The organism is Gymnodinialimonas sp. 57CJ19, from assembly GCF_038396845.1.
In the GTDB taxonomy this organism is placed as follows: Bacteria; Pseudomonadota; Alphaproteobacteria; order Rhodobacterales; family Rhodobacteraceae; genus Gymnodinialimonas.
This window is the reverse complement of record NZ_CP151587.1, coordinates 1,487,344-1,513,781: the sequence shown is the minus strand read 5'-3', so window position 1 is coordinate 1,513,781 and position 26,438 is coordinate 1,487,344. Positions and strand designations below refer to the sequence as shown.

22 protein-coding genes are annotated in these 26,438 nt (G+C 61.0%); 13 read left to right on the top strand and 9 right to left on the bottom strand.

All coding sequences use genetic code 11. The features are described 5' to 3' along the window. Window positions 1–50 precede the first annotated feature (50 nt). From AADW23_RS07550 to AADW23_RS07540, 3 genes are all read right to left on the bottom strand, one after another. Window positions 51–827 carry a SapC family protein gene (locus AADW23_RS07550; protein ID WP_341863899.1) on the bottom strand — a complete coding sequence of 259 codons (777 nt, stop codon included), beginning with the start codon at window positions 825–827 and terminating at the stop codon, window positions 51–53. A 45-nt stretch (window positions 828–872) separates the two neighbouring features. Next, on the bottom strand, window positions 873–2,243 hold the full coding sequence (locus AADW23_RS07545) for a TolC family protein (RefSeq protein WP_341863898.1): 1,371 nt from the start codon (window positions 2,241–2,243) through the stop codon (window positions 873–875). A gap of 379 nt (window positions 2,244–2,622) precedes the next feature. Next, complete coding sequence (locus AADW23_RS07540) at window positions 2,623–5,202, bottom strand: adenosylcobalamin-dependent ribonucleoside-diphosphate reductase (protein ID WP_341863897.1); 2,580 nt, start codon at window positions 5,200–5,202, stop codon at window positions 2,623–2,625. A gap of 233 nt (window positions 5,203–5,435) precedes the next feature. On the opposite strand from AADW23_RS07540, the gene AADW23_RS07535 reads away from it, so the two are divergent. Further along, window positions 5,436–5,867, top strand: coding sequence for a DUF1489 domain-containing protein (locus tag AADW23_RS07535; RefSeq protein WP_341863896.1), 432 nt, complete (start codon window positions 5,436–5,438; stop codon window positions 5,865–5,867). A gap of 59 nt (window positions 5,868–5,926) precedes the next feature. Here the strand turns inward: AADW23_RS07535 and AADW23_RS07530 are convergent, their stop codons facing one another. From AADW23_RS07530 to hisS, 4 genes are all read right to left on the bottom strand, one after another. Next, window positions 5,927–6,160, bottom strand: coding sequence for a hypothetical protein (locus AADW23_RS07530; RefSeq protein WP_341863895.1), 234 nt, complete (start codon window positions 6,158–6,160; stop codon window positions 5,927–5,929). A gap of 243 nt (window positions 6,161–6,403) precedes the next feature. Next, on the bottom strand, window positions 6,404–7,102 hold the full coding sequence (gene hisG, locus AADW23_RS07525; protein WP_341863894.1) for an ATP phosphoribosyltransferase: 699 nt from the start codon (window positions 7,100–7,102) through the stop codon (window positions 6,404–6,406). Continuing rightward, window positions 7,099–8,196 (bottom strand): ATP phosphoribosyltransferase regulatory subunit, encoded by a 1,098-nt coding sequence (locus tag AADW23_RS07520; protein WP_341863893.1) that lies wholly within the window; start codon window positions 8,194–8,196, stop codon window positions 7,099–7,101. Before AADW23_RS07520 ends, hisG begins: the two co-directional genes overlap by 4 nt. Beyond that, a complete protein-coding gene (gene hisS / locus AADW23_RS07515) occupies window positions 8,193–9,671 on the bottom strand; it encodes a histidine--tRNA ligase (protein WP_341863892.1) in 1,479 nt (492 codons plus the stop codon). The genes AADW23_RS07520 and hisS overlap by 4 nt, the downstream gene beginning before the upstream one ends. Window positions 9,672–9,746: 75 nt before the next feature. Here hisS and AADW23_RS07510 point away from each other — a divergent pair, with 75 nt between their 5' ends. Next, window positions 9,747–9,953 carry a SlyX family protein gene (locus tag AADW23_RS07510; RefSeq protein ID WP_341863891.1) on the top strand — a complete coding sequence of 69 codons (207 nt, stop codon included), beginning with the start codon at window positions 9,747–9,749 and terminating at the stop codon, window positions 9,951–9,953. Window positions 9,954–10,031: 78 nt separating this feature from the next. Here AADW23_RS07510 and AADW23_RS07505 read toward each other — a convergent pair whose 3' ends face one another. Then, window positions 10,032–11,249, bottom strand: coding sequence for an MFS transporter (locus AADW23_RS07505; protein ID WP_341863890.1), 1,218 nt, complete (start codon window positions 11,247–11,249; stop codon window positions 10,032–10,034). A 181-nt stretch (window positions 11,250–11,430) separates the two neighbouring features. On the opposite strand from AADW23_RS07505, the gene AADW23_RS07500 reads away from it, so the two are divergent. After that, window positions 11,431–11,859 carry a hypothetical protein gene (locus tag AADW23_RS07500; protein ID WP_341863889.1) on the top strand — a complete coding sequence of 143 codons (429 nt, stop codon included), beginning with the start codon at window positions 11,431–11,433 and terminating at the stop codon, window positions 11,857–11,859. A gap of 276 nt (window positions 11,860–12,135) precedes the next feature. Next, window positions 12,136–13,305, top strand: a complete 1,170-nt coding sequence (locus AADW23_RS07495) for an HPP family protein (RefSeq protein WP_341863888.1) — start codon at window positions 12,136–12,138, stop codon at window positions 13,303–13,305. A 42-nt stretch (window positions 13,306–13,347) separates the two neighbouring features. On the opposite strand, the gene dnaE is transcribed toward AADW23_RS07495, so the two are convergent. Then, window positions 13,348–16,881 carry a DNA polymerase III subunit alpha gene (dnaE, locus tag AADW23_RS07490; protein ID WP_341863887.1) on the bottom strand — a complete coding sequence of 1,178 codons (3,534 nt, stop codon included), beginning with the start codon at window positions 16,879–16,881 and terminating at the stop codon, window positions 13,348–13,350. Between the two features lie 115 nt (window positions 16,882–16,996). Here dnaE and AADW23_RS07485 point away from each other — a divergent pair, with 115 nt between their 5' ends. The 9 genes from AADW23_RS07485 (at window position 16,997) to AADW23_RS07445 (ending at window position 26,438) form a co-directional block, all read left to right on the top strand. Then, the gene (locus tag AADW23_RS07485) at window positions 16,997–17,317 is read left to right on the top strand and encodes a metalloregulator ArsR/SmtB family transcription factor (RefSeq protein WP_341863886.1); all 321 of its coding nucleotides are present in this window, start codon (window positions 16,997–16,999) and stop codon (window positions 17,315–17,317) included. Beyond that, complete coding sequence (locus AADW23_RS07480) at window positions 17,314–17,760, top strand: hypothetical protein (RefSeq protein ID WP_341863885.1); 447 nt, start codon at window positions 17,314–17,316, stop codon at window positions 17,758–17,760. The genes AADW23_RS07485 and AADW23_RS07480 overlap by 4 nt, the downstream gene beginning before the upstream one ends. 131 nt (window positions 17,761–17,891) lie before the next feature. After that, window positions 17,892–19,340, top strand: a complete 1,449-nt coding sequence (xdhA, locus tag AADW23_RS07475) for a xanthine dehydrogenase small subunit (RefSeq protein ID WP_341863884.1) — start codon at window positions 17,892–17,894, stop codon at window positions 19,338–19,340. Next, window positions 19,337–21,775 (top strand): xanthine dehydrogenase molybdopterin binding subunit, encoded by a 2,439-nt coding sequence (gene xdhB, locus AADW23_RS07470; RefSeq protein ID WP_341863883.1) that lies wholly within the window; start codon window positions 19,337–19,339, stop codon window positions 21,773–21,775. Before xdhA ends, xdhB begins: the two co-directional genes overlap by 4 nt. Beyond that, window positions 21,772–22,521 carry a xanthine dehydrogenase accessory protein XdhC gene (gene xdhC, locus AADW23_RS07465; protein ID WP_341863882.1) on the top strand — a complete coding sequence of 250 codons (750 nt, stop codon included), beginning with the start codon at window positions 21,772–21,774 and terminating at the stop codon, window positions 22,519–22,521. Before xdhB ends, xdhC begins: the two co-directional genes overlap by 4 nt. Continuing rightward, a complete protein-coding gene (locus AADW23_RS07460) occupies window positions 22,518–24,035 on the top strand; it encodes an ABC transporter ATP-binding protein (protein ID WP_341863881.1) in 1,518 nt (505 codons plus the stop codon). The genes xdhC and AADW23_RS07460 overlap by 4 nt, the downstream gene beginning before the upstream one ends. Further along, the gene (locus AADW23_RS07455; protein WP_341863880.1) at window positions 24,032–25,117 is read left to right on the top strand and encodes an ABC transporter permease; all 1,086 of its coding nucleotides are present in this window, start codon (window positions 24,032–24,034) and stop codon (window positions 25,115–25,117) included. Before AADW23_RS07460 ends, AADW23_RS07455 begins: the two co-directional genes overlap by 4 nt. Continuing rightward, window positions 25,114–25,521 (top strand): hypothetical protein, encoded by a 408-nt coding sequence (locus tag AADW23_RS07450; RefSeq protein WP_341863879.1) that lies wholly within the window; start codon window positions 25,114–25,116, stop codon window positions 25,519–25,521. The genes AADW23_RS07455 and AADW23_RS07450 overlap by 4 nt, the downstream gene beginning before the upstream one ends. Next, complete coding sequence (locus tag AADW23_RS07445; RefSeq protein WP_341863878.1) at window positions 25,518–26,438, top strand: ABC transporter permease; 921 nt, start codon at window positions 25,518–25,520, stop codon at window positions 26,436–26,438. Before AADW23_RS07450 ends, AADW23_RS07445 begins: the two co-directional genes overlap by 4 nt.

Below are 26,438 nucleotides of genomic sequence, written 5' to 3'. Positions count from 1 at the left end.
TTGCAGCGCAACAGGCCCTAATTGCCCGTTGCGCCGGTGGTATGAGCGCCCTAGTGGACGCCCGCAGGTTCTGCTGCCGCATCATCCGGAAGGCCCATGCCTTCCACCAGCGACGCGGATTTGGTGACAATCGCCTCAACCTGCTGCATCGACAGAAGGTGCATCTGGATCATCTCCAGATCGCCGGTGCGGAACATCGAAACGATTTGCTCGTCGCTGATGGCCCGGAATTTCTCGGCCGAGACACGCAGGAAGCCCGTGACACCGCCCCGGGTGCCGTCGGAAAGCGTGAAGTCCACCCGCGCCTCTTCCAGCAGATCGGCGGCCTCTAGACGATCGCAGAACGCTTGGGTGCGATTGAAGGTGGATTGGTATTCTTCGGCGAACCGCAGGACGGTGCGCAGGTAGGATGTTTCCTGACCCTCGGAATCGAACATCCGCTCGCCCTTGCCTTCGTTGTTGAGACCCTCAAAGCCCTCATCAATGCACAGGGTCATCTGGTCACTGCCGTCTTGCACAGCGAACACAAACGGATACCGGCGGAAGAACGCAGGCACATAGGCACCGGTCCAACCGTTGTCCTCGTCCACAAAGCCATTGCGGTCCTGCTGCGTCCCCAACAGCGCAAGGCTGACCAAACCCGTTTCAGTCTTGGCGAAAACGATCGGTGCTTCTGAGCAGATCCGCGAGAATTCAACGTCCACGATGGGAACGGAGTTCACCTCTTTCGCGAATGCGAAGGAGGTGATTTGCCGGATCGACATGTCGCGGTGTGTTTCACGGTTCACTGGGACGACGTTGTCGTAGATCATCAATTGCTTGGTCATTTGGTTCCTAAAATACTCTTACGTTCATGGCTGCGACCGGCCGGTTTAGCTGCCGCTGAAGTCTTGTGACAATGTATCCACATCGAGGGCGCCGAAGAGGGCAAGCAACTGCGCCTGCAATTGCACCACCCGAAGCCGCGCGATCTGACCTTGCAGGGAAAGTGTGTCACGACGAAGACGGGCCTCAAGGGCGGCTTCCGGCCCAATGCGGCCTGCGTTCTCTTGCTCGATCGCGGCGCTCAAGCGGCGGCCTGCGGCTCCTTGTTCGGCGCTGATCGCGTTTACGGCACGCAGGCTGGATTCCAATGCGCTGGTCAGCCCCTCGTAGCGGCGCTGGCTCAGGTCGATAATCTGTTCGACCCGCAGGTTCGCAATCTCAACCCGGGCTTCCGCTTCGCGAACGCGGCTGCGGCGGGTGCCGCCTTCGTAGATCGACCAGTTGAGATCAACGCCCAATTCGGTGGATTGCACGTTGGAGCCGCCGCCAAACAACGACCCTTCGGTTTCTTCGCTCTCAAATTCCAGGGTCACGTTCGCCGTGGGGCGGAAAGAGGCCCGCACAACCTCTAGCTGGCGTTCAGACACGGCGACTTCGGCGCGGGCCACCTGAATTGCCGGAGACAATTCCAGCAACCGCTCGGCGCTGAAAGTGCCCACAAGGTTGTTGTAAGTAGGAATCCCCACAGCCGCGCCCGCATAGGCAACGCCTGTCACGTCAGGGCCGGTGAAGCGGTAAAGGTCAAAGAGGGCGTTTGTCAGGTCCAGGTCCCGCTCGGACTGCACAACGCGTGCTTCCAGCACATCGCCCTGGGCGCGGAACAATTGATCTACTTCGATCCGACCCGCATCGACTTGCAGGCCGATGTCACGCTCTAGCTGCGTCCGGGCGCGGATCAGGATGCGAGCTTGCTCTACCCCGATCTGGGCGCGGGCCACATCAAGGTAGGAATTGATCAACATGCCGGAAAGGTCGTTGCGCGCCACGGCCGCTTGGGCAGAAACCAACTCAGCCTCGGCCTGCGCCACGGGAAGGGCACGGAAACGCACTGCATCATAAAGCGGCTGACGCACCGAGAAGGTCACCCGCGTGGTTGGATATTCGGACGTGCCTTCCTGGAAAGTGCCGTTGTCCTGGCTGATAATCTCTTGGCTGGTATTGATATACTGGATGCGCAGACCGACTCGAGGGCGGCGTTCACCGCGGGCTTGCTGGACAAGCTCCTGCGCGACATCAAGCTCTAGATCGAGAATTTGATATTGAACCTCCCGGTCCAACATCCGCTGGTAGGCTTCCGTCAAAGAAAGCGTTTGCGCCTGACCCTGCCCGGCCCCGAAAGTTGCAAGACTTGCAACAATCGCCGCTGCACCAGCATTGCGAGCAAAACTTCTCGCCATTCCCTTGACTAAATACAACATTAAGACATTCCCAGAGCGTTTCCCAGATGATTCACATACGGGCTGCCCTCGGGTCAAGTGAATTAAAGAGGTTGGTGGGCTTGTCTGTTGATATTCATACGAACTGTGTGGAAAAGGTTAACGACGCTTGCAGATCGAGACGGGGGAGGCAGCGATCATGGCGTCTGGCGGTGTCGTGAAATTGAAATTGTGAAAATTAGACGTCCCCCGAAAAAACAAGCGGACAAACTGCGCAAGCCCGTGCACCCATTCCACAGCTGTCAGATCAAGGATCGCGACGTGTCGCGCATGGCGCCATCACGCGTAGGTTTCTTTTTTAACAGTAGCCTAGCGCCGAATGCCGGCCCATGCCCGCATCCGGCTTTCAAAATATAAAAGGTCAACCGCATTTCGAGTGGCCACAAGACCCACAGGTAAGGCACCCTTCCATCATCCGCAGGTCAAACTGCCCGCAAGAGGGGCACGCAGGACCGGGGCGGTGGTTGAGGTTGACCACATCGGCTTGCGGGTCGGACTTCAGGCCCATCCCTTCACCTGCCAAAAAGCCCGTGGCGATCATGTGTTTCTCGATCACACCGCCGATGGCCGCGAGGATGGAGGGGACGTATTTTCCCTGCATCCAAGCACCGCCGCGCGGATCGAAGACGGCTTTAAGCTCTTCCACCACGAAAGACACATCGCCGCCGCGCCGGAACACGGCAGAGATCATCCTTGTCAGCGCCACGGTCCAGGCAAAATGCTCCATATTCTTGGAGTTGATGAAGACCTCGAACGGGCGGCGGTGGCCGTTTAGAACAATGTCGTTGATCGTGATGTAGATGGCGTGTTCGCTGTCGGGCCATTTGACCTTGTAGGTATTGCCCTCCAGCTCTCCCGGGCGCTGAAGCGGTTCGGACATATAGACCACTTCGCTGCTGGTGCCCGAGGACATTTCCAGCGGTGTAGTGGCGGAATCCTCGCTCACGACAGAGGGCTGCGCCGGGCCGTCGGGGTGGTGCGCCGCGCCGCCCCGGGGGGACGGAACGGCGCTGCCCGGCGTACCGCCGGGCGTGGCAGTGGTAAGCTCCGCGATGGTGACCCCCAGAACATCCGCAACTTTGACCAATCGATCAACAGTCGCTTCTTTACCGTCCTTGACGACACCATGGAGGTACCCATGGCTAAGCCCCGCGTCTAAGGAGACCTGACGCAGGCTTGTCTGGTTTGCATCCACAATCGTCTGAATGCGCTCCCGGTACCCCTCTCCAGTTGCTACAACCGGCGCCTCCTCATTCACACTCAAAACACTTCCCGTCACATCGTTCGGACGGTAGGTCGTGCAGCCTTTGCAGCCGGTGGCATAGGCCTCGGCGTAGACGTCCTTGAAGGCCTCGAAGCTGATATCTGCGGGGACGTTGATGGTCTTGGAGATGGAGCTGTCGATCCAAGGCTGCGCGGCGGATTGCATGCGGACATGGTCCAGAGGCGCGAGGGTTTGCGCGTTCACGAAGTAGTCGGGCAGCGGGCTGTCGCCGTGAAGCTCCCGCCACTTGGCGACGGCGAAATCAACGACTTCTTCTTCGGTTCTGGAACCATCCACTTGCAGCACTTTGCGGGTGTAGGCGTTGGCGAAGATCGGCTCGATCCCTGATGAGACATTGCCCGCGAACAGGCTGATCGTCCCGGTGGGCGCGATGGAGGTCAGCAGGGCGTTGCGAAGGCCGTTCTGCGCGATCAGCGCTTGGACATCGGCGTCGAGGCGACGGATCATCGGGGCCTTGGCGTATTCCTCTGCATCAAATAGGGGAAATGCGCCTTTTTCAGCGGCCAGTTCAGCCGAGGCCCGGTAGGACGCGTTGGCGATCAGGGCCATCCATTCGCCTGTCTTGGCGGCGGCCTCCTCGGACCCGTAGCGCAGGCCACACATGGCCAAGGCGTCGGCCAGCCCGGTGACGCCCAAACCGATGCGCCGCTTGGCGGCGGCCTCGGCGGCCTGAGCCTGCAACGGGAAACGAGAGGCATCGACAACGTTATCCATCATGCGGATCGCGGTGGCGGTCAGATCGGCCAATTTTTCGGCGTTCAACGTGCCGTCGGTGAAGGGGTTTTCCACCAGCTGAGCAAGGTTCACAGACCCCAGAAGACAAGCGCCATAGGGCGGCAGCGGCTGTTCGCCACAGGGGTTGGTGGCGCAGATCGTCTCGGCGTAGTTGAGGTTGTTTTCAGCGTTGATCCGGTCGATGAAAATCACACCGGGTTCGGCGTAATCATAGGTGGCGCGCATGATCTTGTTCCACAGATCACGGGCCTGAATGGTGGTGTAGACGCGGCCGTCAAAGACCAGATCCCAAGGGCCATCGGCTTTGACAGCCTCCATGAACGGATCGGTTGCCAGCACCGACATGTTGAACATGCGCAGGCGGGCGGGGTCTTGCTTGGCAGCGATGAAATCCGCGATATCGGGGTGATCGCAGCGCATCGTGGCCATCATCGCGCCCCGGCGCGACCCGGCAGACATGATGGTGCGGCACATGGCGTCCCAGACATCCATGAAGCTGAGCGGCCCACTGGCATCCGCCGCCACACCTGACACGGCAGCTCCCTTGGGCCGGATGGTCGAGAAATCGTAGCCAATCCCCCCGCCCTGCTGCATCGTCAGCGCGGCCTCTTTCAGCATGTCGAAGATACCGCCCATGCTGTCGGGCACGGTGCCCATGACAAAACAGTTGAACAAGGTCACGCTACGGCCCGTGCCCGCGCCTGCTACGATGCGGCCTGCGGGCAGGTATTTGAAGTCCTCCAGCGCCGTGTAGAACTTGTCCTCCCACTGCTGTTTGTCGTCTTCGACCTCGGCCAACGCACGAGCAATACGGCGCCAAGTATCTTCGACGCTGGTGTCCAGGGGCGTGCCATCCGCCTCTTTGAGACGATATTTCATGTCCCAGATTTGTTCGGCGATGGGGGCGGAAAAACGGCTCACGGGGGTCAGTCCTTGATCGAAGTATGTGTGGAGGCTCAGGACGAGCGTTATGCCATAGAAGTCCGGCACAGACTAGCCGTCGCAGCCCCGTTGCGGCGTCACGTCAGGGCAAGGGCGTGGGGTATGCAGGCTAAGACTGCGCGGGCATTAGGAAATTCGGGGCGGGGGTCAAGGGCTTGCCCCTATGGTGTGTCGTGCTAGGTTGCGTGACACATCATCTTGGGGGATGGGCCGTGACGGCAACGACACACATGCTGAAGCTCTGCGTGGGGGCGACCTGCGTAGAAGACCTGCTGGAATGGCAGCAAAGCGCACGGGCGAAAGGCCCCGATGGCTTGCCACGCCATGTGACCCGCATGTGGCCTAAACGCGCGGACGAGGTGCTGAACGGCGGCTCGCTTTATTGGGTATTTAAAGGGGCGATCTTGTGCCGTCAGCCCATTGTGCGATTTGATCCGGTGGACCGCGGCGACGGCATCAACCGCTGCGGCATCGTGTTGGACCCAAAGGTGACACGCGTGGCCGCAACGCCTAAGCGGGCGTTTCAGGGCTGGCGCTACCTGAAGCCCGAGGACGCCCCCCGCGACCTGCGTGCTGGGGCAAAACAGCAAGAGGCGCTTCCACCGCAACTGGAAAGCGCCTTGGCCGAGATTGGCGTGCTGTAGCACGACAAAGGGCCGAGCATCTTGCGACGCCCGGCCCCTTCGATTTCAAGTCCATCAAATCAGAACGAGTTGATGACCGCCGACAAGGCAGAGCGGTAGTCGCCGCGCGCCGTGCGTGTGTTGGAGTTCAGCGGCATGGTCGAGCCGTTGTTGCCGATTGGAATCGTCAGGCCAAGGGCGAAACGATCGACCGTTGGCTCGATCCCGCCGAACAGCGCGCCGATGTCTGTCAGGCCGATGTTGGTTTGACCAACGTGGCGGCACCATCGAATTGGATGCCGTGAGCGTGGCACATGGACGGGAGTGCGGCCAGCACCCCCATGAAAATGGCAGGTCTGATCATTGTGTCGTTCCTTAAATCAAAATTTGGTCTGCGAAAAAATTGTCGTTTCCGGCTAAAAATGCCGAAGGTCTGCTCGAATGCTCTTAAGATACGTTAACGAAAGGTTAACCGGCAACTGGAGGGAAACCAGCACCTTCCAAAATGTCGATTTTCTAATGCCTGTAACCTCAATGCCACAACGGCAAGAAATGGCTTATTTGCTTGAGGCGACGCTTAGCAAATCCATCACAACCGATAGGCTTTCGCGCTCTGTCGCGCCCCAAGTCGCGGTACGAGACCGGAACAAGGTGGCTTCCGAGCGGTGAATCATCCCGTCTTGCAAAATCGCCAAGTGGTTGGCCCGCAAAGTTTCTCCGGTAGACGTAATGTCGGCAATCGCCTCGGCTGTACCATGGGCCACGGTGCCCTCGGTCGCGCCTTGGCTGTCGATCAACCGGTAATCCGCGACGCCCTTTTCGCGCAGAAAGTCCCGCACGAGACGGTGATATTTCGTGGCGATCCGTAAACGGTGGCCGTGCACTGCGCGAAAATCCGCCGCGACCGAATCGAGGTCATCCAGGCTGGTGACGTCCACCCACCACGCAGGAACCGCAATAATCAGGTCCGCGTGGCCGAATCCCATCGCCTCGATTACCTCGACCGCTTGATCCCAAGCGGGGATGCGTTCCTGCACCAGGTCACTGCCCGTGACGCCCAAATGAATACGCCCCGCAGCCAGTTCACGGGGGATCTCGCCCGCCGCCAATAGCCGCAGCTCAACCGGCAGACCTGCAATTTCTGCCCCGTAATCGCGGTCCGAACCTGTGCGTCGCATCTCGATCCCACGGGTAGAAAACCAGTGGAATGTCTTCTCCATCAACCGCCCCTTCGAGGGCACACCGAGCGTAATCATTGCGCGGCCTCCTTCGCGGCGAGAACCAACTCGGGCCGGATAACGCCCCCCACCGCTGGAATTTCACGACCGCCCCCCAGTACACGGGTCAGCGCGTCATACCGCCCGCCCGTCGCCAACGGCGGGTGACCGGGGGTGGCTGAAAGAATGCCAAAGACAAAGCCGTCGTAATACTCCATCTGCGTGCGTCCGTAGGAAGCCTCAAATGGCAGCGTTTCCACGGCTATTCCGGCATCCGATAACGCTGCGACACGGGCTTCGAACCGATCCACCGCGCCTTGCAGGCCGGGCAGATCCACCGCGAAGTTGGACAAGATGCCGGCGGCTTCCGCCAAGGGGGCCCTCAGGGCCAGCAGCTCGGACAGAACCTCGGCTTGGGTGGCGTCAATCAGGGGGGCTTCGGCCTCGGCCTCCAGCAGTTTGAGACGGGCGGTCATCTCATCGGTGGTGCGCAAACCAATCGGCGGGCCGGCCTTGGCGATCATCGACGCAAGACCTTCGTCGCGGGCGGCCGCAAGATAGGCATCGCGCCCCTTCGGTGCCGGTGCCGCCCCGGTGAACCGATCCAGCAAAGCGCGGAAACGGCGCGGACGCCAAACGTGGCGGCGCAACGCATCCTTGCGGGCCTCTGTCGTGCTTAGCGCTTCAATCGCGGCCAACAGCACCCCGATGTCACCCGTGACGGCACGGGTCGGGATATCTTCCAGAGCGTTGCAAAACAGCGCGAAAACCTCGGCGTCCGCCGCAAGCGGCGCATCGCGGTCGAAGACCTCATATCCCACTTGCAAGTACTCGGAAGGCATTCCCGCCCCGACACTTTGCATTCGGAAGACCTCTCCCAAATACGTGTAGCGGGCGGGTTCTGCGCCGCCAGACATATGCATTTCCACCACGGGCACGGTGAAGTCGGGGCGCAGCATCAGCTCGCCCCGGTCCGGGTCATGGGTGGTGAAGGCGCGAGCGCGGATATCTTCGCCGTAAAGGTCCAACAGCGTATCGGCACTGACGAGCATTGGCGCGTCCACGGGGACGGCCGCACTGAAGGTTGCCTGAAGCGCTTCCGCCTCGGCTCTGATGGCTGCTTTTGAGGTCACTGGTGCCGCGCAATGATTGCTTGGACCTCAGCGATAAGGTCAGTGACTGAGACTTCTGTTTGCGCGGGTTGCGACTTCCATTCTTCAAGCGTCGCGTCTTGAGCCAGATTCGCGCCAAGCACGAGGTCCTTGAGTTGCACCACGCCCCGCGCCGCCTCATCCGAGCCCTGAATAATCGCCACCGGAGAGCGGCGCTTGTCCGCGTATTTCAATTGGTTGCCGAAGTTCTTCGGATTGCCGAGGTAGACCTCTGCCCGAATACCCGCATTGCGCAGGGTCGAGGCCATGGCCTGATATTCCGCCATCCGGTCGCGGTCCATCACAGTCACGATCACGGGGCCCGCATCTTCGCCCTTGATCTTGCCAGTGGCCCGCAGCGCAGCCAGCAAGCGATCGACCCCGATGGAGACACCCGTGGCGGGAACCTCTTGCCCGGTGAAGCGCTTGACCAGATCGTCATAGCGCCCGCCCCCGGCAACAGAGCCGAACTGGACCGTCTGGCCCTTTTCGTTCTGCACATCGAAGGTCAGCTCTGCTTCATAGACCGGGCCCGTATAGTAGCCGAGGCCACGCACGACGGAAGGGTCGATGATGATGCGGTCGGGGCCGTAGCCTTGGGCGGCGAGGAGCGTTTCAATCTGCGTCAACTCGGCAACGCCAGCCTCGCCAATGGCGGAGCCCTCAACAAGCTTGCTGAGGTTCTCCACGGTTGCGGCATTGTCGGCGGCCGTGGCAGCCATGAAGCCCATGATTACTTCAGCCTGCTCGCCATCTAGCCCCGCGCCCTTGGTGAAATCACCGCTGTCATCTTTACGGCCTTCGCCAAGCAAATCGCGCACGCCCTGCTCGCCCAAACGATCCAGCTTATCAATCGCGCGCAGAACAATCCCACGCTCGGCCTCTTTGTCGTCACCCGACAGTCCGGCGACTTCCATGACCCCATTCAGCACCTTGCGGTTGTTCACCCGAACCACGTAGTCGCCGCGCTCGATCCCCACGGCCTCCAGGCAGTCCGACAGCATCGCGCAAATCTCGGCGTCCGCCGCAACAGAGCCCGCGCCGACCGTATCGGCATCACATTGGTAGAACTGCCGGAAGCGGCCAGGGCCGGGCTTCTCGTTCCGCCAGACGGGGCCTTGGGTGTAGCGCCGATAGGGAGAGGGCAAATCGTTCCGGAATTGCGCCGCGACACGGGCCAAGGGCGCGGTCATGTCATAGCGGAGCGCCAGCCATTTATCGTCCTCTTCAAAGGCGAAGACGCCCTCATTGGGGCGGTCCACGTCGGGAAGGAATTTGCCAAGGGCCTCGACCGTTTCCACAGCGCTCGTTTCCAGCGGATCGAACCCGTAGCGATGGTAGACCTCGGCGATCTTACGGAGCATCGCTTGCCGCTCCACCACCTCCGCGCCAAAGTAGTCGCGGAAGCCTTTTGGCGTTTCGGCCTTGGGGCGGGGCTGTTTTTTCTGCTTGGCCATGGGCTGAGGTGCCTTCAATTCATGTCGCGCACCGTCTAACGGGTGGGGTGAGCCGGGGCAAGGAGGGCTACACAAATGTCACAGATCACCAAATTGGAAGAACAACTGGCGCATTTGACGAAAGCAATGGACGACATGTCGGACGTTGTGGCGCGCCAAGACGCCGAAATCGCCATCCTGACACGGCGCGTCGAAATGCTGATGTCCCGCGAGGCAGAGCGCGAAGCCGACGGCAGCAGCGGCTCCATCCCCCTCGCCGACCAAAAACCACCCCACTGGTGAGCCGCCCAGATCCTTGCAAGGATCTGTTCAATCCCTTGCAAGGGATTGCGGAAAACTCTTGCAAGAGTTTTCGGCGCGTCAGGCTGGAACGGGCATCGCCTTGGGGCGGGACCGGAGCAGGATGTAACTTATTACCGCCACGTTCAATGCGTTGAAGCCGATCCCGTTCAGAAACGCCCATTGGTACGACCCCGTCACGTCGTAGATGACCCCGGAAAGCCACCCGCCCAAGGCCATGCCGACGATCGTGGACATCATGACAAAGCCCACCCTCGCGCCGGCCTCTCTGGCGGGAAGATACTCTCTCACGATTACCGCATAGGAAGGTACGATGCCCCCTTGGCTCAGGCCAAACACCATCGAAACGAGGTAAAGTGACATGAGGCCGGTGGTGGGCAGATACAAAAAGAGCGCCAGCATTTGCAGCGTCGATCCGATCAGCAGTGTCAGAACGCCCCCAAGCTTATCGGCCATCACCCCCGAGACCAGCCGGGACGCCACGCCGAACAGCAACATAAGCGACAGCATTTCGCCCCCAACGGCCGGACCATAGCCCAGATCTACGCAATAGGCGACGATGTGAACCTGTGGCATCGCCATCGCCACGCAACATCCGATACCCGCCACCGCCAAGAGCAGCGTCAGGGCCCGGGCGCTGAGCCCCGTCCTGCTTGCCCGCAGCGCCGCCGCCGCATCCGAGGTCGCCATTGCGTTCTTGGGCAGCCCTTGGCGCAGGGTCCATGTCAGCGGCAGCATCACCACCACGCAGGCAAGCGCCACCACCACATAGGCCGACCGCCAGCCATCTTCCGCCAAGACGCCCGCCAATACCAACGGCCAGACCGCACCCGAAATGTAGTTCCCGGACGCCGCGATCGCCACGGCCAGCCCGCGGCGTTTCAAAAACCATTGCGAGACATCGGCAATCAGCGGTCCGAAACTGGCCGCAGATCCAAAACCGATGAAGAACTGCGCCGCCGCCAAGACACCGATCGTTGGCGCCATCAACGCCGCGCCGTAGGCGCTCCCCATCAGGACCGCCGTCGCGGCCAATGATCCCGCCAGCCCAAAGCGATCCACCGCACGACCGATCAGATAGTTGCCAAGGGCAAAGCCAATCATTGTGGCGGTATAGGGCAGAGAAGCCCCAGCCCGTGACACGCCAAACTCTGCCTGGACGTCGGGCAGGATCAAAATGATCGTCCACATCCCGGCGCTGCCGATGACAGACACCAATAAGGCCAGCGCCAAGCGCACCCAGGACACCCGCGTGTCGAATATGGAAGTTTCGGTCATTCCCGGACCCTAGTGCGCCCGCCTACTGGGGGAAACCTGCAATTTTATTCCCCGTGAAATGCGCCACCGCCCGTACGGTTCGCTCAAAGCTTGGGCGATTTACTCAGCAAGATCAAACCGCGCAGGCGCTTAAGCAAATGCCGCGTTGACATGAGCGTGATCTCGGCTCCAAAAAGCGCCTATGGATACAAAACGCATTACCCCCGCCCTAGCCCTTCCCTTCGCCCTCTTTCTTGCGGCTCCCGCAATGGCCGAGCCTGATTGTTCGGGCGGCGGTTACGCTGCGGACGCGCTGGTCGTTCCTGACGCTGCAATCGGCGAGATCAGCGTCTCGACCCAATACGCCTGGGACGGTGGCAGCCGCTTGTTCGAAGTATGCAACCTGCTGACCGAAGGCGGCGACTTCTTTGCCACTTGGTCGCTGTTCTCGGGCGAGATCGACACAGCCTACCCCGGCATCTGCGTGTCCCTGACCAACACAACCGGAGAGGAATGGTTCTCTTGCGCCGAGCCCGATGTTGTTGCCGCCGCCTTTGCCGCCGCGCCTCAGACGGAAGAGGGGATCATCCGCTTTGACACCTGGAGCGCCGAGGCACCCACGCTGCAATAACGTCGCTGGAACCTTTCAAAAAGCCTCGACTCTTGTCGGGGCTTTTTTTGTGCGCCCGGCTGTGAACACGCCCGCGAAAATGCGGCAGAGGGCGCTTCGTGCTTCTCAGGCAGGCTTACCCCGCCATAAGACGCGACTGACTGACACGATGCCCACCGTTTTCGAGATTTTCCCATCGGTTTTCTCCCGGGCCACGGCTTCGATCTTTACTATCTCCGTCGTGCCAGAAATACCGGGGGCGCGGGCCGCACATGGAACGCGAGAAGGAGTGCCATTGTGTCGATACTTGGTCTATTTGGTCCCACGATTTCGCGTGTGCCTTCGGTAGAAGCCGCACGGGCGGGTCTTGGTGCATTCATCGGCCTCGCGATTGCGGGACTGTTTGTCCTGTCCCCCTCCGTCGATCTGGAGCTTGGTCTGTACCTTGTGGCCCCCTTCGGCGCGAGTTCCGTTCTGCTGTTCGCGGTTCCAAACAGCCCCTTGGCCCAACCCTGGTCTGCGATTGTCGGAAATACCGTGGCGGCGAGCATTGCAGTTGCGGTTGGGATGGTGATCTCGGATCCGGTGCTGGGGATCGCACTTTCCGTCGGATTGGCCATTGCCGCAATGATCCTGTGCCGCGCGTTGCACCCCCCTGCCGGGGCCGTGGCGATGACCGCCGCGATGAGCCCGGACGCGGTGCGCGAACTGGGCTTCATGTTTGCGTTGACCCCGATCGCCGTCGGGACCGTTCTGCTTGTCCTTGTCGCGGTGGTCTATGGCCGGCTGACCGGGCGGCACTACCCGTTCCGGCAGTTTGAGGATCCCAATGTTCACGGCACGAAGGACCGGGAGCCGATGGAGCGCCTTGGCCTTTCCGAACAGGAGTTGACGAACATCCTCGACCGGTACCGCCAATCCTTCAACCTTGGGGTCGAGGATTTGGCGCGGCTTATCGGAGCCGCCGAGATCCAGGCCGCAACCCACCGGACAGACCTTATGGCGACCGCAGACGTCATGTCGACTGATGTGGTCACGGTTCAGGGCACGGCCCGGTTGGCAGAAGTAGCCGACCTCTTCCGACAGCATCGGTTCACGTGCTTGCCTGTTCTCGGGGCCGATGGCCTCTTCGTTGGGGTCATCTTCCAGATGCACCTGATCGACCAGGCCAGCAAGGATGCCAAACGCGGTGATGGCACGTTTGTGAATGCCATGCGTCGGTTGACGCGGAGAACAGCGCAAGCGCCGCTTCGTGCCGCTGATATCATGGCCTCCGATGGCCCGCGCGCGGATGCCGAAACACCGCTCGCCGCGCTGCTCCCGTTGATGGCCGAAAGCAGTGTCGACGCGGTTCCGGTGCTAGCCGACGAGCAGGTCATAGGAATCGTGACACGAACGGATTTGATCAGCGCGTTGGCGCGCAGCAGTTTGGATATTGGTGACAAAAAAGCAGTGGGTGCGGTGTAAAACCGGCCGCGCCTTTTCAGAACGGGCCTTGACGAGGCACATTCAGACTTCCTCCACCATCACCACGCCTTCCAATGACCGCAATGCGCCTTTGATCTGGGGCGAGACCGGGAAGTTATCGCCCAGGATCACCTCTACCTCGCCGGGCAAATCGGGGGCCATCAGGCACAGGTGGATTGGCCCCTTCGACGCCTTTGCCCCCTCCGCTGCCGTACGCTCCAGAAGCGATTCAACAGAAACGATGCCCATTTCATCTTCGATAAAGACCCGCAGGCCATTGGCCTCTCCGGCAATCGCGTTGTCCACAGGCTGAACCGAGCGCCCCAGAAGCTTCAACTGATCCGCCTCCAACGTCGCTTCGGCCTGGATGATGACGTTGTTCCCCGTTTCCAGATGCTCTCGCGAGGCCTCCAGCGTGTCTGAGAAAATCGTGATCTCGAAAAGGCCCGTCGGGTCGGAAAGGGACACGAAGGCAAAGCGGTTGCCCTTCTGGCTCTTGCGCTCCTGCTTCACGCTGACCGCGCCCGCCATCTTGGCCACGAAAGGCCCCTGCTGCACCCGCGCTTCGACCTCTCGCAAGGTCATCACGCCACGTCGTTTGAGGGCGGGCTGGTAATCATCCAAAGGATGCCCCGAAAAATAGAAACCCACCGCCTGATGTTCCGCGGCCAGCCGCTCATTCGGGAGCCAATCGGGGGCGGAAGACAGACGCGGCTCGGGCAAGTCTTCGCCCGCATCGCCAAACAAAGACACCTGATTGGACGCTGCCTGGTCGTGGATCGCGGCAGAGTACGCGGTCAGCCCATCAAGACTATCAAGAATGCGGCGCCGATTGCGGTCCAACTCATCAAACGCGCCCGCCCGTGCCAGCATTTCAAGGGAGCGCTTGCCAACACGTTTCAAATCCACCCGCCGCGCGAGGTCAAACAGCGTGGCGTAAGGCTTCACGCCTTGCTCGGTCGTGCGCCCCTCCACGATCATTTTCATCGCCTCAACGCCCACGTTCTTCAACGCCCCGAGGGCGTAGTGAATCTTTCCGTCGTTCACTGTGAACGTCGCCGCAGATCTATTGACGCAGGGGGGGAGGGTTTCAATCTCCATCCGGTCAACCTCTTGCTTATAAACGGCAAGTTTGTCGGTCAGATGGATATCGCAATTCATCACGGCGGCCATGAATTCGACGGGGTGGTTCGCCTTCAGCCAGGCCGTTTGGTAGGACACCACGGCGTAAGCGGCGGCGTGGGACTTGTTGAAACCGTAGTTGGCGAACTTGTCGAGCAGCGCCCAGGTTTCGAGCGCCTTGGCCTCATCCACACCGTTTTCAGCCGCGCCCTTGAGGAATTTGGGCCGCTCGGCGTCCATCGCTTCCTGAATTTTCTTACCCATCGCGCGGCGCAGCATGTCGGCGCCGCCAAGCGAGTAACCCGCCATCTCCTGCGCGATCTGCATCACCTGTTCCTGGTAGACGATAATGCCCTGGGTCTCGTCCAGCAGATGGTCCACGGTGGGGTGCAAACGGTCGCGTTCGCTGGTGCCGTTCTTGACCTCGCAAAACTTCGGAATGTTCTCCATCGGGCCGGGACGGTAGAGCGCCACAAGGGCGATGATATCCTCGATGCAATCCGGTTTCATGCGCCGCAGCGCATCCATCATGCCGCTGGATTCAACCTGGAACACCGCTACCGTCTTGGCCGAGGCATAAAGCTCATAGGAGGCCTTGTCGTCCAACGGAATCGCGTTGATCTGGTTCTCGGCCCCCTCTGGCGGCTCATAGAGACGAGTGCCATCGGGCCCTTCATGCAACTGCCGACCCGAGGCGTGGATCAGATCAATCGCGTTTTGGATTACGGTCAGCGTCTTCAGGCCCAGAAAGTCGAACTTCACCAGACCGGCCGGTTCCACCCACTTCATGTTGAACTGCGTCGCTGGCATGTCCGAGCGCGGATCGCGGTAGAGCGGCACCAGCTCGTCCAGCGGTCGGTCGCCGATCACCACGCCAGCGGCGTGGGTAGAGGCGTTGCGCAGCAGTCCTTCGATCTTCTCGGCATAATCCATCAGGCGGCGCGTCGGGTTCACGCGGCCATCGCGCTTGTCCTGCTCACTCTCGCGCATTTCTTCGAGGAAACGCGGCTCATCCTTGATCGCCTGCGCAATGCCCACAGGCTTCACACCCTCCACCGGGATCATCTTCGACAGGCGGTCCACCTGCCCGAATGGCATCTGCAACACGCGGCCCACATCGCGCACGGCAGCCTTGGACAGCAGCGCGCCAAAGGTGATAATCTGCCCCACCCGGTCACGGCCATATTTTTCCTGCACATAACGGATCACCTCTTCCCGGCGATCCATGCAAAAGTCGATGTCGAAGTCCGGCATCGAGATACGCTCGGGGTTGAGGAAGCGTTCAAACAGAAGGCTGTAGCGAAGGGGATCGAGGTCGGTAATCGTCAGGGCGTAAGCCACCAAACTGCCCGCACCCGAACCCCGCCCCGGCCCCACCGGAATGGCGTTATCCTTGGACCATTGGATAAAGTCGGCCACGATCAGGAAGTACCCGGGGAAACCCATGCCTTCGATGATCTCCAGCTCAAAATCGAGCCGCTTCTGGTATTCCTCAACGCTCGTTGCGTGGGGGATCACCCGCAAGCGTTCCTGCAACCCCTCATTCGCCATGCGGCGCAGTTCAGCCACCTCATCATCCGCGAACTTGGGCAGAATCGGGTCGTGAGTCTCGGCACGAAAAGCACAGCGCTGCGCAATTTCGACGGTGCTTTCCAAGGCCTCGGGCAAGTCCGCAAAAAGCGCCGCCATTTCTTCGGCTGACTTGAAATAATGCTGAGGCGTCAGGCGGCGGCGTGGCTCGGATTGGTCCACATAGGCCCCTTGCGCCACGCACATCATCGCGTCATGGGCCTCGAAAATTTCCGGCTTGGGGAAGTAAACGTCGTTGGTGGCGACCAACGGCAAGTCATGGGCATAGGCCAGCTCCACATGGCCACGCTCTGTCAGCTTTTCGGCCTCGGGCAAGCCGCCTTCGGTGGGGTGGCGTTGCAGTTCCACATAAAGGCGATCGGGGTAAATCGCGCAAAGCGCTGTCAAAAGTGCCTCGGCCTTCGGCCTCTGTGCGGCGCGCAGGTGCTGGCCAATAGGGCCTTCAGGCCCGCCCGTCAGGCAAATCAACCCATCCGCGTGTTCCGCCAATTCCGACAGCGTCACATGGGGGGCCGTGCCATCGCCCCGCAGGTACAGGGCAGAGTTCAGCTTCATCAGGTTTTCATACCCAAGGCGATTTTGCGCCAGCAACACCATCCCTGCCGGGGCCTTTGCCTTCTCTCCGGGTACGGCAACCTCATATTCCACGTCGATCTGGATACCGACGATGGGCTGCACGCCCGCCTTCTTCGCCATTTCGGAAAATTCAAGCGCACAGAACATGTTGTTCGTGTCGGTCACAGCCACCGCAGGCATCCCCGCATCTGCAACCATGCCGGGCATCTTCTTTACCTTCATCGCGCCTTCCAGCAGCGAGTATTCAGTGTGAAGGCGCAGGTGAATGAACTTTGGATGCTTTGACATCCCGCAAGGGTATCGCAGCCCCTGACAGCACACCAGCACAACGCAGCAGGATCTTGGGGATAATTTACTTAGCCAAAGGGCTATCTTTTCCCTCGCAGCACTGTTACTTACCCATATGGCTAACAATCTGGATCACCTCTTCACCGCCCTCTCCGACCCCACCCGCCGCGCTGTTATCGCGCAATTGGGCGGTGGCGAGGCCCCTGTCTCGGCATTGGCCCAACCACACGACATGGCGCTGCCCAGCTTTCTCAAGCACCTGGCGCAGTTGGAACGGGCGGGGCTTGTGACCTCTCGTAAAGTTGGGCGCACCCGCATCTGCACGCTGCACCCCGAAGCCCTGAGCACGGCGCAAAGCTGGCTCGACCAGCAACGCGCGGTTTGGGAGGGCAAGTTGGACCGCCTCGATGCATTACTCAGCAAGGACACCCCATGACCGAAGCCAAGACCCTCACCTTCACCCGCACTCTGCCCGCGACGCCGGACCGAGTGATCGCCGCACTCACCAGCGTTGAAGATCGCACGATCTGGGGCACGCCCAGCCCCGACATGGCCCTGCTGATCGAAGACCAACCCGCCGCCGCCCCGGGCGTGCGCGAAACTTCTCATGTGGGGCCCGTCGGCACGCCCTACGTAACGGTCTTTACCGACTGGATCATCCTCGACCAGGACCGCGTGACCTATGCTGAAACGCTAGAGGCCGACGGCGCCGCCTTCGCCACCAGCCTTGCGGATTTTCACCTCACGCAAGACGGCGGCAATACCGCGCTGTCGCTCACTGTCACCGTCTTCAGCTATGCCGGGGAAGATGCCATATCCGAGGTCGCCCAAGGCTGGACCCACGCAGTGAATGCCCTCTCAACCCATCTCGACGCTTGAAATCTGCGCCCGCACAGGGTTTGCTGAGGGCGGTCACGACCAAACCGGGCCCGCCCTCTACGCCGCATCGAGGGTCGGGACGACCTCCCAAGGCTTGAATTCAGGCCAAGTAACGCGGCGGGCATTGCCACATGACGACCCGGTTCCTTTTAAACGGAGAACCCTGCGCGGTGGAATCATCCCCCACACGCACATTGCTGGATTGGCTGCGCGAAGACGCGCGGCTGACTGGCACCAAGGAAGGCTGCAACGAAGGCGACTGCGGCGCCTGTACCGTTATGGTGACAGAGGCTGACGGCACCTCCCGTGCGCTCAACGCCTGCATCTTGTTTCTACCCCAGCTCGAAGGACGCGCCGTGCGTACCGTCGAAGGCATCGCCGGCCCCGATGGCACGTTGCATCCTGTGCAACAGGCGATGGTGGATCTCCACGGCAGCCAATGCGGCTTCTGTACACCGGGCTTCATCACCTCGATGGCCACGGCTCATAAGAACGGCGCCACGGATCACGAGGATCAATTGGCCGGCAACCTCTGCCGCTGCACGGGATACGCCCCAATCCTCCGTGCCTGCCAGGCCGCAGCCTCTGCCCCCGTCCCTGACCACCTGAACGCCGACGCCTCGGCCCTCGCCTCTCCCCCATTCCTCGTTCCTGAAATATCCCAGGGGGAGTCCGCAGGACGGGGGACAGCGTCCCCCCGCCCCGCTCCGGCGGGGCCAACAAAGACCCCCTTTCAGCCCACATCATCCGATGAACTCGCCGGATGGTACGTCGACCACCCGAACGCCACACTTGTCGCTGGGGCCACTGATGTAGGCCTTTGGGTGACCAAACAACACCGCGACCTCGGCCAGATGGCGTTCCTCAACCAATGCGCCGACCTCAAGGGCATCACCACCGGCCCAGATACCATCCGCTTCGGTGCCATGACCTCCGTGACCGATGTGCTAGCCACCATGAAAACGCACCACAAGAGCTTTGCCGAAATGCTCAGGCGCTATGGCTCGGTTCAAGTGCGCAATGCCGCCACAATCGGCGGCAACATCGCCAACGGCTCACCCATCGGTGACAGCCCCCCCGCGTTGATCGCCCTTGGCGCGACCCTGCATCTGCGCCGGGGCGATATGCGGCGCGACCTTCCCTTGGAGGATTTCTTCATCGACTACGGCAAACAGGACCGGGCTGCAGGCGAGTTTGTGGAGGCAGTTTCCATTCCCGTGCAGCCCGACACCCTGCGTGTCTACAAATTGTCCAAGCGCTTTGACCAAGACATCTCCGCCGTCTGCGGTGCGTTCAACCTGACTGTTATGGACGGCGCGGTCACCGCGGCCCGGATCGCCTTTGGGGGGATGGCGGGCACGCCAAAGCGGGCGACAGCGGTGGAACAGGCGTTGCTTGGCCAGACTGCAACCGAAGAGACCGCATTTGCAGCGCTTGAAGCCTTCGCACAGGATTTCGCGCCGTTGACCGATATGAGGGCCTCGTCCGATTACCGCATGAACTCGGCGCAAAATATGCTGGTGCGTTATATGGCGGAAATGTCAGGCCGAAACGTCAGTGTGTTGGAGGTACGGCCATGAGCGTCCATAAGTCCCTTCCCCACGACGCCGCACGCCTCCATGTTACGGGCGCAGCCCGCTATGTGGATGACATCCCGGTTCCGGCAGATTGTCTGCATCTTGCCTTCGGCCTTTCCACCATCGCCAAGGGCCACATCACGGCAATGGACCTATCCGCAGTCTGCTCATCCGCAGGCGTCTTCGCGGTTGTTGCGGGGGCCGATCTGGCTGAAATACCCGATTGCTCTCCGTCCAACCATGACGAGCCGCTATTGTCCGACGGCGCCATTCATTACGCGGGCCAACCGCTGTTTATGGTGGCCGCGAGCTCGCATCTTGCAGCTCGCCGAGCGGCGGTTTTGGCAGAAGTGACCGTACAAGAGGACGACCCGCTATTGTCCATCGAAGAGGCGCAAGCTGCCGACAGTCGGTTCGAAGAAGGGCCGAGGGTTTATGCCAAGGGCGATGTGGATGCAGCCCTGAATGGTGCAACCCATCTTGTGGAAGGCGCGCTTGATATAGGCGGGCAGGAGCACTTTTATCTGGAAGGTCAATCTGCCCTCGCCCTGCCGCAAGAAGGCGGCGACATGGTCATCCATTCGTCATCACAGCACCCGACCGAAATTCAGCATAAGGTGGCTGACGCACTTGGCCTGCCGATGCACGCCGTTCGTGTCGAGGTGCGCCGGATGGGTGGCGGATTTGGCGGAAAGGAAAGCCAAGGCAACCATTTGGCCATTGCTTGCGCTATCATGGCGGCCCGCACTGGACGACCTTGCAAGATGCGTTACGACCGAGATGACGATTTCATCATCACCGGCAAGCGCCACGACGCGCGGGTAGAATACCGCGCCGGGTTCGACGGGGATGGCCACCTGCTTGGGGTCGACTTTACCCAACACGTACGGTGTGGGTGGGCGATGGACCTATCTTTACCAGTGGCAGACCGGGCCATGCTTCATGCTGACAATGCCTATTTGTTGCCCGCCACGCGGATCACGTCGCACCGGTGGAAGACCAACACGCAATCGGCCACGGCATTCCGGGGGTTTGGCGGGCCTCAGGGTATGGTGGGAATGGAGCGCGTGATGGATCACGCCGCGCAGCAATTGGAAATAGACCCGCTAGAGTTGCGGAGAAAGAATTTCTACCGGGAGGCGCACTTTGTCGATGAAGGACCCTCCGGGGGGAGTTTTTCAGCCAAGATGAAGGGGGAGCGGCTGGCCACAGCGGATCTGAAGGGCCGTGGCGCTGTGCAGGTCTCGGGGGGCGGGGGCGCCAAGAGATTTGGCGGCGCCCATTCGCCGAATCAGGGGGGAGAGATTGAGAATACCACGCCCTACGGGATGGCGGTGGAGGATTTCGTGCTCCACGCGATGACCGAGCGCCTGGAAGAGACATGCGATTATGCAAAACGTGTGAAGGACGTAGCCCAGTGGAACGAGAAGGAACCGGTGCTGAAGCGCGGCATTGCGTTGACGCCGGTAAAATTCGGGATTTCCTTCACGCTGACCCATCTTAATCAGGCCGGCGCGTTGGTGCATGTCTATCAAGATGGCTCCATCCACATGAACCATGGCGGCACGGAGATGGGCCAAGGTCTGTTCCAGAAGGTAGCACAAGTTGCGGCCAGCCGGTTCGGGGTTCCCGTGGGGCAGGTAAAGATCACGGCAACAGATACGGGCAAAGTGCCCAACACCTCGGCCACAGCGGCGTCTTCGGGCACAGACCTGAATGGGATGGCAGTAAAAGCCGCCTGCGATAAGATCCGGGCGCGGATCGCAGAGGCGGTGGCGGGGGAACTTCAGGCGCAGCCTGAGGAGGTTGTTTTCGCAGATGGGAATGTGTCTTCGCCCCGCGCCGCCCTTTCCTTTGCCGAGGCTGTGCAGTTTGCCTATCTAAGGCGTGTTTCGCTGTCGGCGACGGGCTTCTACAAAACGCCCAAGATCGCGTGGGACCGCATCGCAGGTCAGGGCCGTCCGTTTCTTTATTTCGCTTATGGCGCGGCCTGTTCCGAGGTTGTGATCGACACATTGACCGGCGAGAACCGCATTTTGCGCACCGATATCCTTCACGATGCGGGAGCGTCCCTGAACCCTGCGCTTGATATTGGCCAAGTCGAGGGCGGTTTCGTTCAAGGCGCAGGCTGGCTCACCACTGAGGAATTGGTGTGGGATAGCAAGGGCGCGCTCAGGACCCATGCGCCGTCCACCTACAAGATCCCCTGCGCCTCGGACGCGCCGGATATCTTCAATGTTGCACTTTATGATGCGCCCAACCGCGAGGACACGATTTACCGTTCGAAGGCGGTGGGAGAGCCGCCGTTGATGCTTGGGATCAGTGTATTTTCTGCCTTGTCCAATGCCTGCGCCGCCGCCGGGCCCGCCTTCCCCGACCTTCAGGCGCCCGCCACGGCCGAGGCAGTGCTGGCCGCGGTTACGAGAGCGCGCCAATGACCGCAATTCGCGTGACGATTGCCGCGGTGAAGGGCTCTGCCCCACGGGACACAGGCACTGCGATGCTGGTTTACCCCGACAGGATCACCGGCACGATTGGCGGCGGCGCGTTGGAGTGGGAGGCCATGGCCATGGCGCGTCAGATGCTGAAGGAAGGGTCGGACGCGCAGACGCGAACATTGCCTCTTGGCCCGTCTCTCGGACAATGTTGCGGCGGTGTTGTCACCCTGGAGCTACGTGCCGCCAACGATCTGCCCGAGCCGCCCGCGACGCAGCTCTGGATCTGGGGCGCGGGCCATGTGGGGCGGGCGCTGGTTCACACCCTGTCGCCGCTGCCGCAGATTTCGGTGTCCTGGATCGACACCAACGACGGGCGTTTTCCGCGGGAAGTCCCTGATAACGTGCAGAAAATCGTGGCCACCGATATGTCACGGATGATGACTCACGCCCCCCATGACGCGCATCATCTGATCGCCACCTATTCCCACGATATTGACTTGGCTCTGTGCCACGCCGCCCTGTTCCATAGCTTTGGCAGCGTCGGGCTTATCGGCTCTGCCACCAAGTGGGCTCGCTTTCGTAAACGGTTAACACACCTCGGCCACAGCAGCGCCCAAATTTCGCGCATCATGTGCCCAATGGGTGACCCAAACCTCGGCAAACATCCACAAGCCATTGCGATTGGCGTCGCGGCGCGGCTACTTGTCGGGCAAACGCTGCAAGAATCAGCAATTGGGGGAACATGACGATACCGCTGCTCGAAATTAACGGCCTGACCAAAGCCTACCCCGGCGTCGTCGCAAATGATGGTGTTTCCTTTGCCATTCAACCCGGAGAGGTTCACGCCCTGTTGGGCGAAAACGGTGCGGGCAAATCAACGCTGGTGAAGATGATTTACGGGTTGGTAAAGCCCGACGCCGGTGTCATGGCCCTTGATGGTGTGCATCACACCCCGGCAGAGCCCCGTGCCGCCCGCCACATGGGCGTCGCGATGGTTTTCCAGCATTTCAGCCTGTTCGAAGCCCTCACCGTGGCCGAAAACATCGCGCTCGGGATGGAAAACCCGCCAAAGCCCCGCGATTTGTCCAAGCGCATTTCCGATGTCAGCGCCGCTTACGGCCTGCCACTGGACCCCGAAAGCCTTGTCGGAGACCTTTCAGCAGGAGAGCGTCAACGGGTCGAGATTATCCGCTGCTTACTGCAAGATCCCAAGTTGCTGATCATGGATGAGCCGACATCGGTTCTGACCCCGCAAGAGGTTGAGATCCTGTTCCACACCCTGCGCAAGCTCAGCGCAGAAGGCACCGCAATCCTCTATATCTCTCATAAGCTGGAAGAAATTCGCGCACTGTGCGATGCCGCTACCATATTGCGGCAAGGCAAGGTTGTGGGCGCTTGTGACCCCAAAGCAACCTCGGCTGCGCGCATGGCCGAGATGATGGTGGGCAAATCCCTTGCCGTGCCCGCCCGCGCGGCGGCGGCACCGGGCGACGTTTTGCTGTCTATTCAGGGGCTGAACCAACCCTCTGCCACGCCCTTTGGCACCGCGCTGAAAGACATCTCGCTCGAGGTTCGGGCAGGCGAAGTGCTGGGTATCGGCGGGGTTGCGGGCAACGGGCAGGATGAGTTGCTGGCCGTCCTTTCCGGCGAGCATCGCACCGGGCCAGGCGCTGTGACGTTCATGGGGCGCGACATCGGCGAGGACGGGCCGACGGCACGCCGCGCCAGCGGCCTGTTGTCGGCACCGGAGGAGCGGTTGGGCCACGCCGCCGCGCCAGACATGAGCCTGACGGAAAACGCAGTCCTTACCGGGAATGCGCGCAAGGGGCTGGCTACAAGGGGCTTTGTCAATTGGCCCAAGGCCCGTGCTTTCGCCGACGATATCATTGCAAAGTTTGACGTACGCACCCCCGGCAACGCCACCGCCGCGCGGGCTCTTTCAGGGGGCAACCTGCAGAAATTCGTAATCGGACGAGAGATTTTGCAAGACCCGACGATCCTGGTCGTTAACCAACCAACCTGGGGCGTTGATGCCTCGGCCGCTGCCGACATCCGGCAAGCTTTGCTGAACCTTGCCGAAGGGGGGGCGGGCGTCATTGTGATTAGCCAGGACCTTGATGAATTGCTTGAAGTATCAGACCGTTTCTGCGCCTTGAATGAGGGGCGCTTGTCCGCCCCGCAACCGGCGCGCGGCTTGTCGATGGAAGACATTGGCCTGATGCTGGGCGGCGCCCACGGCATGGCAGAGGCCGCGATATGATCCGCCTTGAAAAACGCCCCACCCCGTCGCGCTTTTGGTCCTTCTCCACCCCCATTGCGGCGGTCATCCTGACGATGATCGCGGGCGGGTTGATGTTCGCGGCCCTTGGACAAGACCCGCTGGAGGTGATCCGCGTCATCTTTTGGGACCCGTTGTTTCACGAACGCTTCGCGTCGTTTTCACGCCCGCAATTGCTGGTGAAGGCTGGCCCGCTGATCTTGATCGCAATTGGCCTGTCCCTCGGATTTCGCGCGGGCATCTGGAACATCGGGGCCGAGGGCCAATACATCGTCGGTGCCCTTTGCGGCGCCAGTGTTGGCCTTGCGCTTTACCCGTCCGAGCATTTCCTGATCCTGCCCGGCATGATCGTTGCGGGCCTTTTGGGCGGCACTCTTTGGGCGATGATCCCCGCGATCCTGAAGACCAAGGCCAACACCAACGAAATCCTCGTCTCTTTGCTGTTGGTTTACGTGGCCGAGGCGCTTCTCGCCTCTGCCGCGACGGGCTGGCTGCGCAACCCCGATGGCCAAGGTTTTCCCGGCTCTCGCAACCTTGCCCGCCACGCAGGCACCGCCAACCCCGAACTGATCGATGGCACGGGCATCCACTTGGGCGTTATCGCGGCCCTGATCGCCGTGATAGCCGCCTATGTCTTGTTCCAAAAGCACATGCTTGGCTATCAGATCAAGCTGGCAGGCCAAGCCCCCCGTGCCGCGCGTTTCGCGGGCGTCAGCCCCACGCGTATGGTGATCCTCTGCCTTGGCGTGTCCGGTGCCCTCGCGGGCGCCGCTGGTGTGTTCGAGGTTGCTGGCCCCGCCGGGCAGATCACCATTGATTTTAATGTCGGCTACGGTTTCACCGCCATCATCGTGGCGTTTCTGGGTCGGCTGAACCCCATCGGCATCCTGCTGGCGGGCCTCTTGATGGCGCTGACCTACATCGGCGGCGAGTTGGCGCAATTGCTGCTGCAAGTCCCCGCCCCCGCGATCCAAGCGTTCCAAGGAATGCTTCTGTTCTTCCTTCTGGCTCTGGACGTCTTGTCAAACTACCGCGTCCGACTGGGATGGGAGGCAAAAGCATGAATACGCAACGCCCCGCTTTCACGATCTCGGACATTCCCGCCACCGCGGTTCACACCGCCGTCGGCCTGTTCCTGGGCTTCGGGACTGCTATCGCGATTTTGTTGGTCGCCGACGGTCTTTGGATGCTTTTCTTGATCCTGATCCCTCTGTTCGCGCTACAATTGTTGGGACATGGCATCATGCATTTGATCGTCTGGGCACTCGCTTGCCTCTGGTCCCTGCTGCGCGGGCGTCCCCTGCCCACACGGCCGCCATCGCTGCCCCGCGCCAAAACAGAAAACGCCGAAGATGGGCCTAAGCCATGGCTCCGCGACAACGCTCTGTTTCTGTCGTGGGCCACCGCAACCATTCTTATCATCGCGAACGCTTGGCGAACGGGTATCTTTACGGAGGGGTTTCTATGATTGATCCCGTCACCCTGATTGTGGCCCTTGTCACCATATCCACCCCAGTCCTGCTTGCCGCATTGGGAGAGCTGATCGTCGAAAAATCCGGCGTCCTGAATCTTGGGGTGGAGGGAATGATGATCATGGGCGCGGTCTGCGGCTTTATCGTCGCCAACCAAAGCGGATCGATCACTTTGGCCTTCATTGCAGGCATGGCAGGCGGCGCGGGCCTGTCAGTGATCTTCGCCATCCTCACGCAATTCCTGATGTCGAACCAAGTGGCCACGGGCCTTGCGCTGACGCTGTTCGGCCTTGGCCTCGCCGCCCTTCTGGGCGTGGGGTATGAGGGGCAACCGATCCCCGAAGTTGCCAAGCCTCTGCCCGAAATGCTGCGCAATATCCCGGTGATCGGTCCCATTCTGTTCAGCCATGATCTTGTAACCTATCTGGCCATCGGTGCCGTATTCGCCATTGGCTACGTCCTGAAACACACGCGCATGGGTCTGGTCATCCGAGCTGTCGGCGAAAGCCACGATGCCGCCCACGCCCTTGGCTACAAGGTGGTGCGCATCCGCTGCGCCGCGATCTTGTTTGGCGGGGCCATGGCTGGCCTCGGCGGCGCGTTTCTATCGCTGGTCTACGTTGAAAACTGGGTGCAAGGCATGACTGCGGGCGCGGGCTGGATCGCCTTGGCGCTGGTGGTTTTTGCCGCGTGGAAATCGGGCCGCGTGTTGTTTGGCGCTTGGCTCTTTGGTGGGATCGCCGCATTGCAACTGCGCCTGCAAGCGGCCGAGGTGCCCGTGCCCGTTTCGCTGCTGGATGCCTCCCCTTACCTTGTCACGATCATCGTGCTTGTGGTCATGTCGTCCGACCGCGCCAAAGCCGCCATCAACGCCCCCGCCGCCCTTGGCAAAACCTTCCACGCAAGTGGGTGA